Source organism: Butyrivibrio sp. FCS006, from assembly GCF_000424525.1.
Classification (GTDB): Bacteria; Bacillota; Clostridia; order Lachnospirales; family Lachnospiraceae; genus Butyrivibrio.
Genome location: NZ_KE384205.1, coordinates 435,151 through 454,993 on the forward strand (window position 1 = coordinate 435,151; position 19,843 = coordinate 454,993).

The 19,843-nt window shown below is 46.6% G+C and carries 15 protein-coding genes; 5 read left to right on the forward strand and 10 right to left on the reverse strand.

Features of this window, described 5'->3' with window-relative positions; translation table 11 throughout:
- Positions 1-981: 981 nt before the first annotated feature.
- The 4 genes from G633_RS0116395 to G633_RS0116410 all read right to left on the reverse strand — a co-directional run bounded on the left by G633_RS0116395 (position 982) and on the right by G633_RS0116410 (position 5,856).
- Positions 982-2,709, reverse strand: coding sequence for an extracellular solute-binding protein (locus G633_RS0116395; RefSeq protein ID WP_051200325.1), 1,728 nt, complete (start codon positions 2,707-2,709; stop codon positions 982-984).
- A gap of 46 nt (positions 2,710-2,755) precedes the next feature.
- Positions 2,756-3,688 carry a carbohydrate ABC transporter permease gene (locus tag G633_RS0116400; RefSeq protein ID WP_022768659.1) on the reverse strand — a complete coding sequence of 311 codons (933 nt, stop codon included), beginning with the start codon at positions 3,686-3,688 and terminating at the stop codon, positions 2,756-2,758.
- A 13-nt stretch (positions 3,689-3,701) separates the two neighbouring features.
- Entirely contained in the window at positions 3,702-4,652 is a 951-nt protein-coding gene (locus G633_RS0116405) for an ABC transporter permease (RefSeq protein ID WP_026520580.1), read from the reverse strand.
- 244 nt (positions 4,653-4,896) lie between these two features.
- Positions 4,897-5,856 (reverse strand): AraC family transcriptional regulator, encoded by a 960-nt coding sequence (locus tag G633_RS0116410; RefSeq protein WP_026520581.1) that lies wholly within the window; start codon positions 5,854-5,856, stop codon positions 4,897-4,899.
- A 170-nt stretch (positions 5,857-6,026) separates the two neighbouring features.
- On the opposite strand from G633_RS0116410, the gene G633_RS0116415 reads away from it, so the two are divergent.
- From G633_RS0116415 to G633_RS0116435, 5 genes are all read left to right on the forward strand, one after another.
- Positions 6,027-7,076, forward strand: coding sequence for a glycoside hydrolase family 88/105 protein (locus G633_RS0116415; RefSeq protein WP_026520582.1), 1,050 nt, complete (start codon positions 6,027-6,029; stop codon positions 7,074-7,076).
- Between the two features lie 20 nt (positions 7,077-7,096).
- Positions 7,097-9,265 carry a 1,3-beta-galactosyl-N-acetylhexosamine phosphorylase gene (gene gnpA / locus G633_RS0116420; protein ID WP_196804286.1) on the forward strand — a complete coding sequence of 723 codons (2,169 nt, stop codon included), beginning with the start codon at positions 7,097-7,099 and terminating at the stop codon, positions 9,263-9,265.
- A gap of 103 nt (positions 9,266-9,368) precedes the next feature.
- Positions 9,369-11,072, forward strand: coding sequence for a GDSL-type esterase/lipase family protein (locus G633_RS0116425; RefSeq protein ID WP_207638118.1), 1,704 nt, complete (start codon positions 9,369-9,371; stop codon positions 11,070-11,072).
- Complete coding sequence (locus G633_RS0116430; RefSeq protein ID WP_242838889.1) at positions 11,062-12,609, forward strand: glycosyl hydrolase family 28 protein; 1,548 nt, start codon at positions 11,062-11,064, stop codon at positions 12,607-12,609. Before G633_RS0116425 ends, G633_RS0116430 begins: the two co-directional genes overlap by 11 nt.
- A gap of 136 nt (positions 12,610-12,745) precedes the next feature.
- Complete coding sequence (locus tag G633_RS0116435; RefSeq protein WP_026520586.1) at positions 12,746-13,084, forward strand: L-rhamnose mutarotase; 339 nt, start codon at positions 12,746-12,748, stop codon at positions 13,082-13,084.
- Positions 13,085-13,146: 62 nt separating this feature from the next.
- On the opposite strand, the gene G633_RS0116440 is transcribed toward G633_RS0116435, so the two are convergent.
- The 6 genes from G633_RS0116440 to G633_RS0116465 form a co-directional block, all read right to left on the reverse strand.
- Positions 13,147-13,446 carry a hypothetical protein gene (locus tag G633_RS0116440; RefSeq protein WP_022768670.1) on the reverse strand — a complete coding sequence of 100 codons (300 nt, stop codon included), beginning with the start codon at positions 13,444-13,446 and terminating at the stop codon, positions 13,147-13,149.
- A 14-nt stretch (positions 13,447-13,460) separates the two neighbouring features.
- Entirely contained in the window at positions 13,461-15,473 is a 2,013-nt protein-coding gene (locus G633_RS0116445; RefSeq protein WP_022768672.1) for a methyl-accepting chemotaxis protein, read from the reverse strand.
- Positions 15,474-15,669: 196 nt separating this feature from the next.
- On the reverse strand, positions 15,670-15,882 hold the full coding sequence (locus G633_RS0116450; protein ID WP_022768673.1) for a hypothetical protein: 213 nt from the start codon (positions 15,880-15,882) through the stop codon (positions 15,670-15,672).
- 92 nt (positions 15,883-15,974) lie between these two features.
- Positions 15,975-17,930, reverse strand: coding sequence for a fructose-bisphosphatase class III (locus G633_RS0116455; protein ID WP_035771691.1), 1,956 nt, complete (start codon positions 17,928-17,930; stop codon positions 15,975-15,977).
- Positions 17,931-18,122: 192 nt separating this feature from the next.
- Positions 18,123-18,758, reverse strand: coding sequence for an endonuclease III domain-containing protein (locus G633_RS0116460; protein ID WP_022768675.1), 636 nt, complete (start codon positions 18,756-18,758; stop codon positions 18,123-18,125).
- Positions 18,759-19,481: 723 nt separating this feature from the next.
- On the reverse strand, positions 19,482-19,730 hold the full coding sequence (locus G633_RS0116465) for a DUF6171 family protein (protein ID WP_022768676.1): 249 nt from the start codon (positions 19,728-19,730) through the stop codon (positions 19,482-19,484).
- Positions 19,731-19,843: the final 113 nt, after the last annotated feature.

A 19,843-nucleotide genomic window follows, 5' to 3' on the forward strand; every position in this document is an offset into this window, starting at 1 on the left:
TTCTGGTCAAAATTCAGATTGTGTAAAATCCTTTTACATGTCAAAGAAGGGAAAACGTGCCAATCTGCCACAAATCTCTGCTGGGAATAGCCCCTTCTGCTTGCTTTTCTCATGTCCCGGAGGCGAGAACCTACTATTCTGCCACAAATTCCAGCTGGGAAAAGACCCTTTTGCTTGATTTTCTCATGTCCCGGAGGCGAGAACCTACCGTTCTGCCACAGATTCCAGCTAGAAAAAGACTCTTCTGCTTGATTTTCTCATGTCCCGGAAACGATAACCTACCGTTCTGCCACAGATTTCAGCTAGGAAAAGACTCTTCTGCTTGCCTTTCTCATGTCCCGGAGACGATAACCTACCGTTCTGCCACAGATTCCAGCTGGGAAAAGACCCTTTTGCTTGATTTTCTCATGTCCCGGAGGCGAGAACCTACCGTTCTGCCACAGATTCCAGCTAGAAAAAGACTCTTCTGCTTGATTTTCTCATGTCCCGGAAACGATAACCTACCGTTCTGCCACAGATTTCAGCTAGGAAAAGACTCTTCTGCTTGCCTTTCTCATGTCCCGGAGACGATAACCTACCGTTCTGCCACAGATTCCAGCTGGGAAAAGACCCTTTTGCTTGATTTTCTCATGTCCCGAAGGCGAGAACCTACCGTTCTGCCACAAATTCCAACTGGGAATAGCCCCTTCTGCTTGCTTTTCTCATGTCCCGGAGACGATACCACACCGTTCTGCCACAGATTTCACCCAGAGCAAACGCAGCGACAAGACAGCAAGGAGTCAAAGAGAACCGTCCCCATTGACTCCAAAAATGAGTCAATCTGAAACGTCCCCAGTGACTCAAAATGAGTCAATCTGAAACGTCCCCGGTGACTCAAAATGAGTCAAACTGAAACGTCCCCGGTGACTCAAAAAATGAGCCCCCGGGGACAAGGCGTTCCCGAGGGCTCTATATATAATTAGGAGTTATGCAATATCTGTATTACTGAAGCTTGGTTGTCTCGCCTGCTTCGAACATTTCCTGTCTCTCGTCGATGATTTCCTGGTAACCTGCATCGAGGTACTTCTGTGAAAGCTCATCGTAAAGAGCATCGAACTCATCAGGCTTGCACATTACAAGCTGATCACGGTACTCAGGATAGATCTCTTCCTTGAGTGATGTGCCGTACTCTGTTACTGACTCAAGAGCGCCACCGAAGAGGCAATCTACGTTTACGCTGCCAGCTTCATAGAGTGCAAGCTGTCCCTTGTAGTTAGCAAGGATGTCCTCGTAGAAGTCCTGAGGAAGTCCCTGAGGATTGATAGCCTTGATATCAGACTCGATGTCACCGAATGACTTGGAAGCTGTAACAACCATCCAGTAGTCAACGTTATTGTTGTGACCCTGCTGCTCAGGAAGACCTGACTGATCACCAACTGCTACAGGATTTCCGTTCTCGTCATAGTTGAAGTTAACACCCTCGATACCCCATGTCATTGTGAAGAGGTTCTCGTCCTGAGCCATCCACTCAAGGTACATCTCACCGGCCTTAACCTCGTCAGGTGTTGCATTGTTAGCAAAGCCAACCATTGCGCCGAAGATGTTGTTAGGTCTGAATGCGTTGCTTGATCCCCATGTCTCATCCTTTACAAGCTTGCTGTCGCATACCATTACGCCAAGCTCTGCATCAGGGTTGTTCTCATAGAAAGAGTTAAGAACATCCATTGTTGATGAAACGTAACCTGACCACTGGAATGCCTTACCGTTGATGAAGTCAGCGTTTACATCATCTGTGCTTCTGAGGTAGTACTCAGGGTTGAGGTAACCATCGTTGTAGAGCTCGTTGTTCCACTTAAGAAGCCTCTTCTGTGCTTCTGTTGAAAGAGCAGGAACCTGGTAGTCACCTGTTGTGCACCATGTGAGCTCATCCTGAGGGTAATCTCTGAATGAGTAGTTCTGGTCAGCGCCGGCACCTGCTACCTTTGATCCGCTCATAGGATACTGATGTCCGTTCTCAACCATCTTGCCAAGAGCCTCAAGGAGCTCTGTGTTTGTTGCAGGATATGATCCGTCATAGCCGGCTTCCTTGAGCCAGTCTTTACGATACCATGTTACGAATGTGTAGTTTGTGTTACCGTAAGGTCTCTTACCAAGAACGATGTAGTCCTCACCGTCAAACTGTGTGTAGCCTGTAAGGCCGTTCTCTTCCATGTTTGCCCAGTATGTAGGAGCGATTGTCTTGAACTGCTCGAGATCAATGGGCTGAAGGTATCCGTCTGATGCCCATGTAGCAAGCTTGTCATAGTCGTACTCCATGCAAAGAGTAGGAAGTGTGTTTGTTGAAGCAAGCATAGCGTAGTCAGTCATAACGTCTGAACGTGTGATGCCTACATATTCAACCTTGATGTTGTACTTGTCACCGAAGTTCTCCTGAACCCAGTTTGTCCAGTAGTTGTTCTCAACGTCTGAGCATCCGTTTCCGTTATCTCCTCTGTCGTAAACAGCTACTCTAAGAGTAACCTGATCTGCAAATGGCTCAAATCCGTCAACTCCGGGAACCACGTCTGCTGCTGCCTCTGTAGTCTCAGCTGCAGGTGCCTCAGCTGCAGGTGCTTCTGTTGCAGTCTGTGTGTCTTCTGACGCTGTAGGAACAGGTCCGTTGTTGCCACAAGCTGCAAGCCCCATTACCATACTAGCTGCAAGTATGGCTGATAATACTTTCTTCTTCATAGTAATCCTCCTTTTATTTTAAACAAAATTGTTTTCCCATAGTGTATTAGCCCTTCACAGCCCCTATCATAGTACCTTGTACAAAGTATTTCTGAAGGAACGGATATATTATGATGATCGGTACAGTTACGAACATGATGCATGCTGCCTGCAGTACTTCAGGTGTTGCTTGTGTGATTCCGCCGGTATCTGCCAGTGATGCGTTCTGAGCCTCTGTGGCAGATGCAACAAGCTGATAGAGTTTGTACTGGATCATCTTGAGCTCTGAAGATCTTGTGTAGTACATGTTGTCTGCGTATGCATTCCATCTTCCTACTGCATAGAAGAGTGATAGTGTAGCCAGGATTGGCTTTGAAAGAGGAAGCACGATCTTCCAAAGAATCTGGAAGTTTGTTGCGCCATCCAAAAATGCTGATTCCTCCAAGCTGTCAGGAATTGTGCTCTGGAAGAAGTTCTTCATGATCAGCATGTTGTATGGTGAATAGATAAGTGGCAGTATCAGTACCCAGGCTGTATCCAGAATTCCAAGTTGGTAATAAAGGATGTACTGAGGGATGATACCTGCTGAGAAGTACATAGGCACCATGAGGATGAATGCCAGAACTCCTCTTCCTTTAAGTCTCTTTTTTGAAAGCGGATACGCTGCACAGGTGCAGACGATCATTCCAAGAAGAGTAAACACAAGTGTGATGATCACTGAAAATATCATTGAGTAAGTCATTGAGCTGTCTGCAAATACCTGCTTGAATGCGTCGAAGGTGATGTCCTTTGGCAGGAAGTAAACTGACTGGCTCATTACTGCCGTGTTACCTGAAATTGATTTGGCTGCTACGTGTAAGAACGGAAGCACGCAGGTTGCACAGAGCAGGATGATGACAAGCATCATGATGGCGTCGCTTATTCTGAATTTATTGACAGCATGCGCTCCGCCGGCGGAGAAACTTTCTTCTGCCGCATTTATTTCTTTTTTCTTAGCCACGATTAAGTTCCTCCTATAGTAGTCCGTCTTCGCCAAGCTTCTTGGCTATTCTGTCTGATAAAAGAACCAGTGCAACACCGATAACTGATTGGAAAAGGCCGACGGCAGTAGCCATACTGAACTTGTTATTTCCAATACCTTTATTGAAGATGTACACAGCCAGCTGATACTGGAACTCTTTTACCTGTGTATTTCCAAGGGATGTAAGTCTCTCAAGGTTACTTCCCATTACACGTCCAAGGTTCATGATGAGCAGTGTTACGATTGTGCTCCTGATTCCCGGAAGTGTTATATGAAGCATTCTCTGCCAGCGGTTTGCACCGTCGATCATGGCCGCCTCATACTGTTCTCCGCTGATACCGGTAATAGCTGCCAGGTAGAGGATCGTGCCCCATCCCATGGACTGCCACACTCCGATGAGCAGGTAAGTTATTGCCCAGTGCCATTTCTCATTGAGGAACGGAATTCCCTGGGTGATCATTCCCATCTTCATCATGGCGATGTTTACAAGACCACTTGTTGGCTTGAACATTGTAAGTGCCACGCTTCCGATGATGGCCCAGGATAAGAAGTGAGGAAGGTAAAGAATTGTCTGTGAGACCTTCTTGAATCTCTTATACCTGAGTTCGTTGAGGATCAATGCCAGGATGATCGGCATCGGGAATCCAACGAAAAGATCAAGCAAGTTAAATACTATTGAATTTCTAAGGGCTCTTGAGAAGTCCGCATCTCTGAATACTTTTCTGAAGGTATCAAAGCCGACCCATTTAGAACCCGCATAGCCTTTGGCAGGTTTGTAATCCATGAAGGCCATTCTCAGACCCGGATATGCGCCAAAGCTAAATACTACAACCAAAATAAGTGGAATGAGCAGAAGAAGATATAACTGCCAGTCTCGTTTTAGAGAATGCTTCCAGCTTGAACTGGTAGCGACTGCTCCCCTACTTTTATTTTTTGCTCCCATATCTCTCTCCCCTTTCTATGGACAATACTAAAGTAATTTATCTCTCCCATCTAATCACTTAGTCAAAAAAGCTATGCATTTTCACCCATTTATTTTTCAAGTTTATTGTTGATATGTTTATTATTTACACTTAATCGTTTTCGATTTTATACATTTTGCACAAAGCCATTTCTCCTCTGGGCACAAAATAAAAAGAGCCTCAAGGACTCTTTTTATTCATCCATTATTCACTATATATGTATATTTACTTTCTTGATTCCGTAAGCTTCTCAGCCTGTGTCCAGCCTGTATACTTCATTATTGAGGCATTGTCGATCTTGACCATCTTGCGCCTCCACTCTCCGGGCTGAGCGCCCATCTTCTCAGAGAAATGCCTGTTAAAGCTGGATACCGACCGAAATCCCACCTGCTCTGATATAGAAAGGATCGACTCCTCTGTGGTCCTAAGAAGAATGCAGGACTGAAGGATCCTCGTGGTGTTGAGATAGTCCAGAGGACTTGTCTGCATGATCTCGTGGAACACCCTTCTGAAGTGGGTCTGGCTTAAGTGGCACATATTCGCCAGATCTTCTATAGGGAAGTTTAACATGTAGTTTTCCCTTATATATTCAAGTGCCGGCATGATGGCAATATCGTTGTCATGGGCAGCTCTCTGAGCGATGCTCTGCTTCTTTTGCCCCGCATAGACTCTCATAAGTTTCATAAAAAGAGATAACATAAGACCCTTAACTGCTATCTGATAATTCATCTCCTTGTTCACAAGCTCAGACAGTATCTGGGTTACAAGGCTGTAGATCTCCTTGTGCTCGGAGCCGTGCAGTATCATCTGAAGATTCTGAGTCATATCATAATATATCTCCCCATATGGCGAAGATGCGCCAAATATCCCTTTAAAGAGATCATCGGGATTCAGGAAAATATATGACCACAAGCTCGATTCACCCTTGGTACTGTAGGATGTATGAGCAACGTTCCTTGATATAAAGGTAACATCCCCTGCCTTAAAGGGCACAGGCTCATCCGCAAACTCAATAAATCCGCTGTCCTGGTGGCATATACCTATCTCCAGGCAGTTGTGGAAATGGAGCTTGCCGGACTTGACGTCAGAGATATACCATCTGTCTCCGGTCAGCACCAGTACGGGAAAGTTGATGGGAAGTTCGTAATTTCTGTATTCAATTACTGTTTTCTTGGGCTTTGACATAATCTTTTCCTTAATTTAATAAATATACAGTTCCATTTGGCAAAAAACACGCCTAATAGAAATTCTAACCTCAAATAGTTGAAATTGCAAAGTTTTTGTTAGTATATGGAGAGATTTTTCGACCATATGAAAATATACTTTTTGTAAAATAACCATAAAGGGGCGAAATTATGGGCAATCTTATATATGACAAAAAAGAAATTGAGGCTGCGATCGACGCTATTGTAAAGCGCACCATGAGAATGGATCTCACCTGGGACTGGCCCGGAGGAGTAGCTTATTACGGCGTTTGCGAGGCTTTTAAGGCCACAGGAAATGAGGAATACATCCTTGCTCTCAAGGATAGGATCGATGAGTATATTGAGCTCGGCGTTCCATCTTTTACTGTAAATACCTGCGCCATGGGACATGCTCTTTTGTCACTGTATGAGTACTCAGGCGATGAGAAATACCTGGATATCGCAAAGAGCAAAATCGACTATCTCGAGAATGACGCCCTTAGATTTGGCGACAATGTCCTTCAGCACACAGTCTCGGTAAACAACGATTTCCCGGAGCAGTGCTGGGCTGACACGCTTTTTATGGCAGCGTTTTTCCTGCTTAGAGCAGGAGTCCTTTTAAAAGATGAAAAACTAATTGACGATGCTCTAAACCAGTACTACTGGCACATCAAATATCTTCAGGATCCGGCGACAGGTCTTTTCTATCATGGCTACAACAACATCACCAAAGACCACATGTCAGGGTTCTTCTGGGGAAGAGCAAATGCCTGGGCAGCCTACACAATGTCAGAGGTTGGTCGCATTCTTCCGGAGTGCTACTTATACCCTAAGTTCCTCGACATTGTCGGCTCACTGAACGAACAGCTTGCAAGCATCAAGCTGCTGCAGACCGATGACGGCCTCTACAGGACCATCCTTGACGATGAGGAGTCCTATGAGGAGATATCAGCCAGCTGCGGAATTGCTGCTGCCATGATAAACAAGGGCAATCCTCTTCACATCAAATACATCAACAAATCAACCAAAGGTATCCTTAAGAACGTATCACCTGACGGAAGAGTTTTGAACGTCTCCGGTGGCACAGCTGTCATGAAGGACAGAGACGGATACCGTGGTATTTCCAGAGACTGGATCCAGGGTTGGGGACAGGGTCTGGCTCTTGCATATTTCGCAGGCATCTTAAACTACGACAAGATCAGAAGCGACGGAGCACTTTAATTATTCGGGGGTTAACAAAAATGGACAACATCTTAAAGCACACACAAGGGGGCTTCACTCTGCCCGGGGAAGCAGGATATGAAGAGCTTACCCTTGATTTGGCTAAAAAATGGGGCGCAGATGTTATCAGGGACAGTGACGGTACTGTTCTTTCAGATGAGATTACAAATTCAGGATATGGGATCTACTCCACTATCTGCATAATCAGGGATCACAATGAATGGGCGAGGAAGAACCCGGACAAGCTCCAGCAGACCTTCCTCACAACAGCTCCCAAGGTTGCAGAGGATTCAATTTTAACCTTCCACCTGATGGATGATTTCTTTGATCAGCAGTTTAAGATCAACGACAGCGCTGACTCAATGAAATACTGGCAGGTCTATGACCGCACCACAGGAAGGGAAGTCAACAGAAATTTCTGGACCTATGAGAAAGAGGCTCAGAATGTCATAGTTAACAACATCATTCCATGGCACAAATATACCGTGAGCTTTTTGGCTTACAGAATCTGGGAAGAGATTTCCATGTACAACCACGTGACCAACAACTGGAACAAGGAGCATCTGATGCAGATCGATCCTGTATATCCCCAGACCAGAGAGTACCTAAAGGACTGGCTTACAAACTGGTGCAAGGATCATCCGGCCACAACAGTTGTACGTTTTACATCCATGTTCTACAACTTCGTATGGATGTGGGGGAGCAGCCCAAGAAACCGCAATCTTTTCACCGATTGGGGTTCCTACGACTTCACCGTAAGTCCCAAAATGCTGGATGACTTTGCGGAGAGCTACGGATATAAGCTCACAGCCGAGGATTTCATAAACACCGGACTTCTTCACCCAACGCACCTTCCGCCTGTCAAGACACAGAGAGACTACATGAACTTTGTAAATCAGTTCGTTGTTTCCTTCGGAAAAGAGCTTGTGGACATCGTTCACAGCTTTGGCAAAAAGGCATATGTCTTTTACGATGACAGCTGGGTTGGTATTGAGCCATACGGTAAGCGCTTTAAGGAGTTTGGTTTTGACGGACTTATCAAGTGCATCTTCTCCGGCTATGAGGTAAGACTCTGCGCAGGAGTTGACGTTCCGGTTCATGAAATAAGGCTTCACCCTTACCTGTTCCCTGTGGGGCTTGGCGGACTTCCGACTTTCTCAAAGGGCGGCGATCCGGCCAGGGATGCAGCTCTTTACTGGAGAAGCGCCCGTCGTGCTCTTCTTCGTGCCAAAATAGACAGAATAGGTCTTGGCGGATACCTTCACCTGGTGCAGGATTTCCCGGACTTTGTAGAATATATCGCAACAATCTCAGATGAGTTCAGACAGATAAAAGAGCTTCATGAAGAAGGCGCACCTTACGTCCTCCCGATCAAGGTCGCAGTACTTCACTCATGGGGAAAACTGCGTAGCTGGACTTTGTCAGGCCATTTCCATGAAACCTACATGCATGACCTGATCCACATAAACGAGACCCTCTCCGGTCTTCCCGTCGATGTTACATACATCGATTTCGACGACTTAAAGAGCATGGATCTAACGGATATAAATGTCATCATCAACGCAGGTTCTGCAGGAACAGCATGGTGCGGCGCAGAGAGTTGGAATGACCCGGTTGTGGAAGAAGTCCTCACCGAATGGGTTAACGCAGGCGGATGCTTTATCGGCGTCAACGAGCCATCATCAACAGGCGAGAAGGATTTCAGATTCAGAATGTCAGGCGTCCTTGGCGTAAACAGAGACAGCGACTACAAGTCCTGCATGGGCAAATGGGCCTTTGTGGATGACAACTCAGAAGGCATTATTCCTGAGGGTAGCCACATCCCTCTTCGCGGCAAGGTTCACCTTACCGACGGCGCAGCAAAAGTTATCAGGTCAAAAGACGGTTACCCTCTCCTTACAGTAAATGACTTCGGAAGAGGAAAAGGAATCTACCTCTCAACCTTTGAGAACGCGCCCGAGAACTACAGGCTTCTTCTCAACATTCTGCTGTATGCTTGCGGACTTTCCTTTGATCACAAGTATGTCACCGACAATCCAATGGTTGAGTGCGCATTCTTTGAGAGCAGCAAGAAACTCATTGTCATCAACAACTCAGAGAGCAAGCAGTCAGCAACCATCGTCACAGACAGCGGTGAGTTTAAGGCAAAAGACATTGCTCCGCTTGCCACGGCAATCTACGACCTTTGATATTAACAAACGGGGAACGACCATGTTTTCAATAAACTTCAAACTTCAAAATAACGATAGCCTCTACTCGCAAGGGAGAGGCTATGGCTTTTTTACACCGGAAATGGCAGTTACTTCATCAGGTACTGCCCATGAGCAGTCACTAAAGAGCGGCGGCTGGAACACAAGGCACTTCTATGAAGCGGTTTCAGATGAAGGCCGTAAGGTTCAGATTGTGAAAGTGACGGTTCCTTCCTTTGGAACCTACAAAGTCAGCGTTAGAATAAGCGCTCTGAACAAGAGTATCGAGCACCTTACACTCTTTTCCTCAAGAAGAGCCATGATTGCAAGAGACGTAACCGTGCCCTGTGGCAGCACCTTTGAAAAGACCTATCACACCGCCGTTACGCCCTTCATTCCTGCACTTTCCGCAACAAGGTGCAACGACAAGGACATCTTCATAAGCTACACCGGCAGCGACGTTTCGCCGGAAAATGTATCGCTGGACGTCACAATAACCGAGGAGAAAGTCCCTGTTATTTGGATTGGTGGCGATTCAACCGTCACCGATCAGAATGCAGGAATTCCTTACTTCCCCTTCGGAAGCTTCTCCGGATGGGCGCAGACACTGCCACGCTTCATCGAAGGCGCTGCAGTCTGCAACATGTCACACTCAGGGCTTACTTCGAACTGCTTCAGGGACGATGGCCACTATGACATAATCAGAGAGATGATAAAGCCCGGCGACTGCCTGATAATGCAGTTTGGTCACAACGACCAGAAGCGCAGGAACCTCGCGGCTTTCGGTGGCTATGCAGATAACCTGAGAAGATACGTCAAGGAGACAAGGCAAGCCGGAGCTGAAGCTATCCTCTGCTCTCCCATCAGCCGCGTTCCTCTTGAGCTTTCTAAAGAGGACGCAAGAGCTCTTAACATGGGCAGGCACTACTCGCTCCTTGCAGACCACGCCAAGGCTACAGAGGCTGTGGCAAAAGAGCTTGATGTGCCCTTCATAGATCTTCACGGCCTGACATTCAAGAAGTGGCTAGAGTTTGGTGACAGTGCAAAAGACTTCTTCATGCCCGGTGACATGACTCACACCAACGAATACGGCAGCGTGATGATAGCCGACATTTTCATGAATACTCTGCGCTCCCTGGATAAGGGAAAAGACACTCTTCTGGGAAGGTGCGATAATGGACTCACCTGCAGCTTCTGGAGTCCTGAGTCAGACGTGAAGGTTATTCCCGCTCAGGAGCCTGAACCGGATATCTTTTCAATAGCACTGCCCTACCTTGATATTGCAGGATTTGAAGATAAGGAAGGCCTTGAAAAGGCCTTCAGATACTGCCTGTTGGACCCTTGTGTTATGTTCCTTCATCCTGATGCACCAATGCCAAGGGCTCAGCTCCTCATGGTACTGTTCAAGGCTCTCCGTATCGCAGGAACAAGGCCTTACAGAGGCAAGTACTCTGACCTTAAGATTGATGAATGGGACAGCGGATATGTTGAGACATTGATATCTGAAAACCTGATAGATCCGGCAACTACTAAGAGAGAAGGTGACAAGCTCTTTTTCCGTCCCGATGAATCTCTGACCTACGAGGAACTGGACAGCTTCCTTATGAGGTTCTATGAAAGTGATAAGGCCAAAAGAGATATCCCTTTGGAGGAATGCGTAAGAAGGGCCATGGAGCTTGGAATTGACGAAAGAAAAGAAGCAGCCCCCGGAAAGTGGATTTCCCGAGGGGAAGTTTATACAGCTCTTGCCAGATTCATTGATCTGGAAGAAGACATAAAGACAAGGAGTATCAACTTTGAAGCATGAATTTATGATGGATTTTAGAGCCACAGCAAGTGAAGCAGAAGTTTTCTGGGACCTTCCCGAGGATGCAACAAAAGAGTTTTCATACAGCGTGATTGCAGACGGTGAACCGGTCGGAGATACAGATAAAACTCACTTTACTCTTAAAGGTCTTTTGCCTGAAAAAGACATAGAGGTGGAGGTCATCATGCACTCTCCCGATGGGGATTCACGCTCCCTTGGAAAGATCACGGTCAGGACCTCTCGCCTTAAGAAAATGATCGATGTTACTTCGGTGCCTTACAATGCAGTCGGCGACGGCAAGACCTTAAATACCGCAGCACTGCAGAAGGCTCTTGATGACTGCGATGAGAATTCTTATGTATATGTGCCGGCAGGAACCTACCTTACAGGCGCTCTTGATATGCACTCAAACACAGAGCTCTTCGTTGATAAGGGTGCAACCCTGCAGGGAACAGAGAGTCCTTCCGATTACCTGCCCAAGATAAAAAGCAGGTTTGAGGGCTATGAGAGGCTTTGCTACAGAAGTCTTTTAAATCTCGGACAGCTCGATCACGACGCCTCATACAACTGCGAAAACGTTGTGATCAGAGGCGGCGGAAGCATCATGGGCGGCGGCTGGCTCCTTGCAAAGGCCTGCGCCAAGATTGAGGCCGAGGACCTTAAGGAATACATCGCTTCGCTGGGCGATAAGATAAAAGAATATGAGAAGCCCGAGACCATCTCCCACAGAGTCAGAGGCAGGCTAATCAATATGAGCAACTGCAGAAATATCTGGATCACAAATCTGACACTGGGCTTTTCTCCTTCCTGGAATCTACACTTTGTTTACTCAGATCAGGTTGTTACCGATCACTGCACCATAAAGTCTCAGGGCGTGTGGAACGGCGATGGCTGGGATCCCGATTCATCGACCAATTCGACCATTTATGCCTGCGACTTCTACACCGAGGATGACTCCGTTGCCATCAAGTCAGGTAAGAACCCTGAGGGCAATGTCATCGGCAGACCGACAAAGAACATCAGAGTCTTTGACTGCATCTGCCACATCGGTCACGGACTCTGCGTTGGAAGCGAAATGAGCGGCGGCGTGGAAAATGTCTTTTTATGGGACTGCGACATGAGGCCCACCTGGTCAGGCATTGAGATCAAGTCAACCAAAAAGCGCGGGGGCTACGTTAAGGGCGTATCCGTAAGGGACATTGCTGCTTCCCACGTAATGATCCATTCCGTGACCTTCAACGACGACGGCGAAGGCGCGAAGACCACTCCCGTTATCGAGGACTGTCACTTCGAGAGAATGCATCTTCTTGGAAGATTTCTTGATAACAACGCCGGCAAGAATGAGTGGCACGACTGCCCTTCCATCGAGCTTTGCGGCTTTGATGAGCCTGGGCACGAGCTTAAGGATATAAGCTTTAAGGATATCGAGATTGAAGAACCTGCTGAGGGTATTGAGGACATTCATGTGGAGTATGCGATCGACCCTGTTTTTGAAAACATAACCAAGTGTCCAAGAAGTGGTATGGGAACTGTTTAAGTCAATGGGGACGTTTAAGTTTGGCGTGAGTCAGTGGGGACGTTTCAGTTTGACTCATTTTGCGAATCAAAATGAGTCAAACTGAAACGTCCCCACTGACTCACGCCAAACACAATAACTATAAGGAGGTGTAAGTATGGAACGATATGCATGGAAAGGTATGGTTTTAAAGGGCAAGAAAGACGAGTACATCAAAAGACATGATGAGATCTGGCCTGAGATGGTAGAAGTCTTAAAGGCCGCAGGGATCTGCAACTACAGCATCTACATGTATGAGCTTGATGATGCAGAGTTTGACGCTGAGGTATTTGGATATTACGAGTGTGAAAAGGGCATAGAATATGCTGGAAAATATCAGGCAGAAAGCGAAGTTGTAGACAGATGGGATGAGAGCATGAAGGGCATTTTGATCCTGGAAAAGGACGAAAAGACAGGAGCCCAGAAGCAGATGAAACAGGTCTTTCGCCTGGACTAAACAAAAGCAAAACCGTCACTTTTATTCAGAGAAAAGTGACGGTTTAATTTTGTCTTATGAATTTATACCGCTGAAATTGTAAGCTTTTGTGGCTCCACATTTCTGATCTCGCCCTTTCGGCCGCGACAAACCATTCCACTGTCAATTGAGATCATGGTAGCATGTGCCTTCATGGCTGCATGTATCTGCTTTACCGCCACCTCATAATCCTGTGGAGTCATTGGAATTACGTATTCATGATTCAGATGCTCTGTAGAGATTACGGCCGATCTGAATCTTGGAACGTATCTTATACCATAAAAGGTACATATCTCCGTATTCAGCATTCCACTGTTATCTGAGCATTGCATCGAAATATACATAATTTCCTCCTTCTTTAGATCTTAAAGTCTCTTACAAAGTCCTCAATAGTTGCTGCTGCACTTGATACTGTTGTTGCACTGTCATCAACACCCTGGCTCTCGTCTGCAACCTGCTGAGCGCTGACTGCGAGATTGTCGGTTGTTGCTGTAACTTCCTGTGTACTTGCCGACTGCTCCTCGGAAATAGCTGCAACGGATGTAGCTATTGTGTCTACGTTGCCGATCTTGTCGATCATCTCTCTGAATGTATCGCTGGTCTCATCAAGACTTGAGAAGATCTCTTCAAAGGTCTTTCCTGCAGTCTGTACGGCTTCTGAACTCGCTGTGATCTCATCCATGTTAGCCTGGGATTTCTCCGAAAGTTCTTTTATCTGCTGAGTGATCTCAGCTATGATCTTGCCGATCTCTGTGGTTGATTCTGCGGAGTTAGCTGCCAGCTGTCCGATTTCCTGAGCAACTACGGCAAAGCCCTTACCTGCCTCTCCTGCTCTTGCTGCCTCAATTGAAGCATTCAGTGAAAGGAGGTTTGTCTGGGATGCAATGGAGTTGATGATCTCGATGATGGAGTTGATCTTCTGAGCAGACTCGCCAACCGCCTGAACGTCGCTGTTCATATCGCCCATGGACGTGGAAATCTTCTCCATGCCTCTCTGTACAACTTCCATGTCGCGCTGTCCGTCTTTTGCCTTAACAACCAGGTTGTTAACGGTTTCGCTGGCTGCATTGCCCTGCTCGGTGAGGTCTGCAACTTCGTTAGCAAGCTCTGTAGCGTTCTCTGCAAGCTCTGCAACTGCACTTGCCATTCCGTTCATGGCATCTCTGATCTGTCCCATATTTGTGGACTGCTCATTAGCCTGAATGTTAAGCTTGCCGGATGCATCCTTACTGTTCTCAGCTTCTATTGCAAGTCTGTCTGTCTCGTCTTTGATATTTCCGAGAGTTCCTCTCATGTGACTTACGAACTCTCTCATGTTGTTATTCATAAGGCCGATCTCGTCATCGCCGCCCTCAGGAATCTCAACCGTGAAGTCACCGTCAGTGATCCTTGTGATATTTTCAGTAAGGGCGCCAACAGGCTTTGATACGATGTTTCTGATCAGCATGTAAAGAACTACAGAAATGGCGATGACCATGAGGATCATGAGGCCATAGCATATGATCTGGAATCTGTTAAGACCTGCTAATACGTCGTTCTTAGATACAGAACAGATAAGTGTCCAGTCAGTTCCGGGGATCACACTGGCGCGAACATAATAAGTATCGCCGTGTTCATTCTTGAGCTCAGTTACATCTGTCGATCCGCTCTGTGCAAGCTGATATGCATTCTGGAGGAACAGGGCCTCGGGATGTGCACTGACGCTGGTTCCGTTAAAGCTTGCATCAAAATACGAAAGAATGGTGTCATTATAAAGAAGCATTGCCCCGCCGGTCTTAACAGGCTTGATAGCACTGATCTCCTCAACGATACCGTCAAGGGTATAATCCGCTGCAGCCACACCTGATCTGGCATCTGCGATTTTAACCGTTCTGGTAAAAGACACTACGGTGCTGCCGGTGTCTGAGTCCACATAGGGTTCGCCGGGAAGGAAGGTCTTGTGCTCAAGTCCCTCGATGTACCAGCTTCTCTCCTGTGGTACGTAGTCGGGATCCGGAACCCATCCTGAAGGATCAATCCAGTCTCCTGTAGCCGTTGCAATATACATACCGTTTGGCATGTACTCAGATTTTGAAAGTGTTGGGATAAGGAAGCTCGCCATTGCATGGTCATTGGGGAATGACACTGCGCCAAGAGCTTCTGCCGATGCATCAAGATACTCAACGATGTTGGTTATCTCTCGTCCGATCTTCTCTGTGTAGTACTCGGACTCTTTTTCAAGGTTGTTCTCTGCAAGCTCGACAATGATGCTCCTTGCCTGGGTTGCTACGATAAGCATGATCACAATGATTGAAATTGCGATCATCGGGATAACGATCTTTAATAGTTTCCCACTGACGCTCTTTCTTGCCTTCTTGACCTTATTCTCCATATAAATGCACCTTTCTTTATTAATTGCTAATTTAACAGTTTTAGGCCGGGGCATAGTTATGCCCTCTCAAGATACATTATAATGCATATATATAAGTTTTGTTCGTTTTTACAATAATTTAATAAACAGCCTATCGTTAACACACGCACAAAAAAATCCCTCGCCGATATTGACGAGGGACTGTCTTTTTAAATATTCAATTTCCCATCGATGCGATCAGAGCATCAATCTCTGCCTGAGACAACATCTTGCCTGAATCCGCAGGGGAAGGAGCAGCTGCAGGTGCAGAAGCTGCAGGCGTAGGAACGGAAGCCGGGCTGAAGCCACCGCCGCCACCGGCCTGTGAAGACTTTCCCATAATGCTGGCAAGGAGCGCCTGCTGTTCAGGGGTTAATCCGTTTGCATCCATCTTCTGATTTCCTTTCGAATCTTACCTACAGACATTTTACTTAGTCACTATATATATCGTCAAATAACATTTTTATAAACAGTCTATTAACTCTAATTCTTCTCCCTTATAAGGCCGCTCTCAAACGCCTTTAAAAGATCTTTAAGATCATCGATCTGTTTCTGAAGGCCCTTTCCTATATCAGTATCCTGTACGAGGATCCTCTTCTTGGTCTTCTCGGTGATCTGGATGGTAGGTGTATTCTCTTTTCCCTTAACAAAAGGCTTGTGCTGGGCAAGCGCCAGATGGTGGGAGTTGAAGATCAGCGTGTAGCCTGCAATTCCTGTCTGCTCATGGTAGGCTTTGGAGATTCCGCCGTCGATAATATAGAGCTTGCCACCGGCCTTAACGGGGCTCTCACCCTTGGCGGTCTTAACCGGAACATGGCCGTTTATGATGTGCGCCCATTCAGGGTCAAGGCCGAACTCTTTGAGGATCTTGTCTGCGTAAGGCTCCATGCCTGAAAATTTGTAATAGGGGTTGAAGTTCTCCTTGGTGAGCTCTTTTTCCTGTTTAAGGAACATGCGCTCAAAGGTTGTAATCTTGTCTTTTCCGAAAAGAGGAGAATATGGGCCGCACCAGAGATACCACATGAGGTCCACTGCATCCTGCTTCTCCTTCGGATAATCCCTGCTATCGAGGAAGAACGCATCGTGGGCCTTTTTGTTGATGTAGTCCATAAGCTCTTTTCCCATAAAGCTTCCGTCGGAAGTGGTCATGGGCACAAAGTTTCCGCTCTCGTCCATGGGAATGCAGCCGTGATAAAGAAGGTTCTCGTTGACGATCCTGTACATTCCGCCATGGGAGTATAAAAACTGCACGTGCTTAATAAGGAGCTGCGAATGCATGAAGGAAAATCTCAGGGTCCTGATGAGGGTCTCTTCTGCCTCGGTGAGCTTGTAAGGGTCCTTCGGGTCTATGGTTGGGAAGTTTGTGTCGTTGAGCTTATAGGTCTTTTCCCCGATGGTGACTTCGCCCTTGTCGTAATCAATCTTGTCCAAAAGGAGCCTGGATTCAAGGCCGTACTCGGGGTGCTTCTTGATGAGCTGACCTTCGAGTTTGAGCTGGATGATGCTGATGGCCTTGCACATCTTGGCGGCGAGCTTGGGATTTACTGCGTCGTACTTGTTCTCATCAAGGATGTGAGTTTTGAAGCACTCGCAAGGGTCATCGCCGTAGACTTCCGCAGCGAACATGGAGAGGGGACGAAGGTTGATGCCGTACCCGTCTTCAAGCGCATCGAAGGTGTTGTAGCTGGTTCCTATCCTGAGCACGTTGGCGATACAGGCCGTATTTCCGCAGGCTGCGCCCATCCAGTCAATGTCGTGGTTGCCCCACTGGATGTCAACGTCGTGGAAGTTCATGAGCTCTTCCATAACAAGATCGGGCCTTGCTCCTCTGTCAAAGATATCTCCGATGATGTGAAGGGAGTCGATGGTCAGGTTCTGGATCAGCTCGCAGAGGGCGATAATGAACTCGTCCGCAAAATCGATCTCGATGATACCGTTTATGATCTCGCTGTAATAGAGCTTCTTGTTGAAGTCATTCATGTCAAGGTGAAGGAGCTCGTCAATGGCGTAGGCGTAGTCGGCGGGCATCTTCTTGCGGACCTTGGACCTTGTGTACTTGGAGCTGACAACACGGCAAATAGAGATAAGCCTGTTTATGGTTATCTTCTGATGCTCCTGGAGGTCCTTCTGGGTGTAGTTCTCATCATGTCTTATTTCATCAATTACTTCTCTGGGATAATAGATTAGATTTGCGAGCTGAAGCTGCTCGGCCTCAGTCATCTGATTGCCAAAGGTCTCTTCGATCTTGGCTCTTATGATACCGGAGGAGCTTCGAAGCAGGTGTGAGAAGGCTTCGTACTCTCCGTGTATATCGGAAAAGAAATACTCAGTTCCCTTGGGAAGCGCACAGATAGCGCGAAGATTGATGATCTCCGCTGCAGCCTTCCTGGAATTGGGAAACTCCTTGCTAAGTAGACGCAGATACTCGATATTCTTCATAATATCCCCCGTTGACGATTTGATATTGTGATGGGCGATAGTTCGCCCTTTACGCGATATTGTATCTCAATTATCTATTCGAAAACGTTTACTGGTCTTTGAGTCTGGTCAAGTTTTCTCGTTATCTTTTTGTCGGGCCTGGGGTTGGGGTTCTTGGGCAGGCATTTCATGCCTGTGTTTGCTGGGCGAGATTTAGGACTTCTTGCCGGTCTTGCAGATGTCCTTGAGACAACACTCTGCACAGTTCGGGCGTCTGGCGATGCACACTGCTCTGCCGTGATCAACGAAGCGATGGCAAAGACCGTTGCCTTCTTCAGGCGGAATGATCTTCCACAGCTCTTTTTCCACCTTGGCAGGTTCCTTGATATTGTCAACAAGCCCAATGAGGTTGCAGAGTCTGATGCAGTGGGTATCAGTGACGATAGCAGGCTTGCCATATACATCGCCGAGAACCAGGTTTGCACTCTTCCTGCCAACTCCCGGGAGCTTAAGAAGCTCTTCCATGGTATCCGGAACCTTGTCGTTATAGGTTTCATGCAGCATCTTCATGCATGCGGAAATATCCCTTGCCTTGGAATTACCAAGACCACAGGGCCTTACGATTTCTTCAATCTCTTCCACCGGTGCCTTGGCTAGTGCCTCAATGCTCGGGAACTTCTCATACAGGAGCGGGGTTATCATATCCACTCTCTTGTCCGTGCACTGCGCTGCAAGCCTTACGCTCACCAGCAGCTGCCACGCCTTGTCATATGCCAGTGTGCAATTGGAATCCGGATATTCTTTTTTTAGTCTCTCGATTACCTCGAGAGCAAGCTTCTTCTTAGTCATAGCTTAATGATAATGAACCCCGGGGACGGAGTCAATGGCTCATTTTTTGAGCCCTAGGGACGGAGTCAGTGGCTCATTTTTTGATTTTCTACCCATATGGTCAGAAGTGGCCTATGGGCGTAGAAAGCCAAGGAGAGGAAATTTGCATAAGGGGTTATTTTCTACCTATACAGATAAAAGTAGCCTGTGGGCGTAGAATGCCCTGAGTTTTTTTCTACCTATATTTGAAAAAGTTCTCCGTTGGCGTAGAAAAAAGAGGTATTCAAATTATAACAGGAAATCCCTTCTACTTATATTGTGAAAAGTGTCTTATGGGCGTAGAAAATCTTTGATTCTGAGATTTTATATATATATGAGTCTAACCGGGGCTAAGTTATGGAAAATAAAGAGGATTGAAAAGCTTGATTATTGATTTTTCTATATATAGTTAAAAAAGTTGTCTTGGGGTATGGAAAGTTGTTGGCAAGCCAGAATGGGTTTCTATATATATGAGCAAAAGTAAGCATAGGGCATGGAAATAAGGCTATCCAAAGTTTTTGTGCAAATTTATTTTCTATGTATATCAAGCAAACTCATTGCAGGGTATAGAAAATATGGCAGACAAAAGTTTTTGAACAAAATCTTTGAATTGATAGTCATGCGTCAACTCACTTTTTAGCTTTGAGCATGACTTTCATAAAAAAGGGAGTCATAGAGAACCGTCCCCGTTGACTCCCTAACAGCTTACCACTTCTTGGCCGGGCATCTTGCGCCGTCAGCCAGTGCCCTTATCTCAACATAGCACCCACACTTAAGGCAGGTAGCATCAAGAAGGTTGTCACAGCTCTTGCACTGTGACAACCTCTTTTCATATTTCTCATCAGAAGCCTTCTCATCATCTGACATCAGGCTTCTTGTCTTCTCTAGCTGTGATTTGATGTCCTCATTGCCCGCCATGTCGCGCAACAGGCATCTCTTGCAGCTGTTATCCATATATTACATGTTCCTTTCTATTCGCAGAATCGGTGAACCGGCGAGGAGTCAAAGAGAACCGTCCCCTTTGACTCCCCCATTGACTCATAATGAGTCAAAGTGAAACGTCCCCG

Excerpts from the sequence above, each read along its gene's own strand:
- G633_RS0116395 (WP_051200325.1), bottom strand. The coding sequence starts at position 2,709 with ATGAAGAAGAAAGTATTATCAGCCATACTTGCAGCTAGTATGGTAATG.
- G633_RS0116405 (WP_026520580.1), bottom strand. The coding sequence starts at position 4,652 with ATGGGAGCAAAAAATAAAAGTAGGGGAGCAGTCGCTACCAGTTCAAGC.
- G633_RS0116410 (WP_026520581.1), bottom strand. The coding sequence starts at position 5,856 with ATGTCAAAGCCCAAGAAAACAGTAATTGAATACAGAAATTACGAACTT.
- G633_RS0116415 (WP_026520582.1), top strand. The coding sequence starts at position 6,027 with ATGGGCAATCTTATATATGACAAAAAAGAAATTGAGGCTGCGATCGAC.
- gnpA (WP_196804286.1), top strand. The coding sequence starts at position 7,097 with ATGGACAACATCTTAAAGCACACACAAGGGGGCTTCACTCTGCCCGGG.
- G633_RS0116425 (WP_207638118.1), top strand. The coding sequence starts at position 9,369 with ATGGCAGTTACTTCATCAGGTACTGCCCATGAGCAGTCACTAAAGAGC.
- G633_RS0116435 (WP_026520586.1), top strand. The coding sequence starts at position 12,746 with ATGGAACGATATGCATGGAAAGGTATGGTTTTAAAGGGCAAGAAAGAC.
- G633_RS0116440 (WP_022768670.1), bottom strand. The coding sequence starts at position 13,446 with ATGTATATTTCGATGCAATGCTCAGATAACAGTGGAATGCTGAATACG.
- G633_RS0116445 (WP_022768672.1), bottom strand. The coding sequence starts at position 15,473 with ATGGAGAATAAGGTCAAGAAGGCAAGAAAGAGCGTCAGTGGGAAACTA.
- G633_RS0116450 (WP_022768673.1), bottom strand. The coding sequence starts at position 15,882 with ATGGATGCAAACGGATTAACCCCTGAACAGCAGGCGCTCCTTGCCAGC.
- G633_RS0116455 (WP_035771691.1), bottom strand. The coding sequence starts at position 17,930 with ATGAAGAATATCGAGTATCTGCGTCTACTTAGCAAGGAGTTTCCCAAT.
- G633_RS0116460 (WP_022768675.1), bottom strand. The coding sequence starts at position 18,758 with ATGACTAAGAAGAAGCTTGCTCTCGAGGTAATCGAGAGACTAAAAAAA.
- G633_RS0116465 (WP_022768676.1), bottom strand. The coding sequence starts at position 19,730 with ATGGATAACAGCTGCAAGAGATGCCTGTTGCGCGACATGGCGGGCAAT.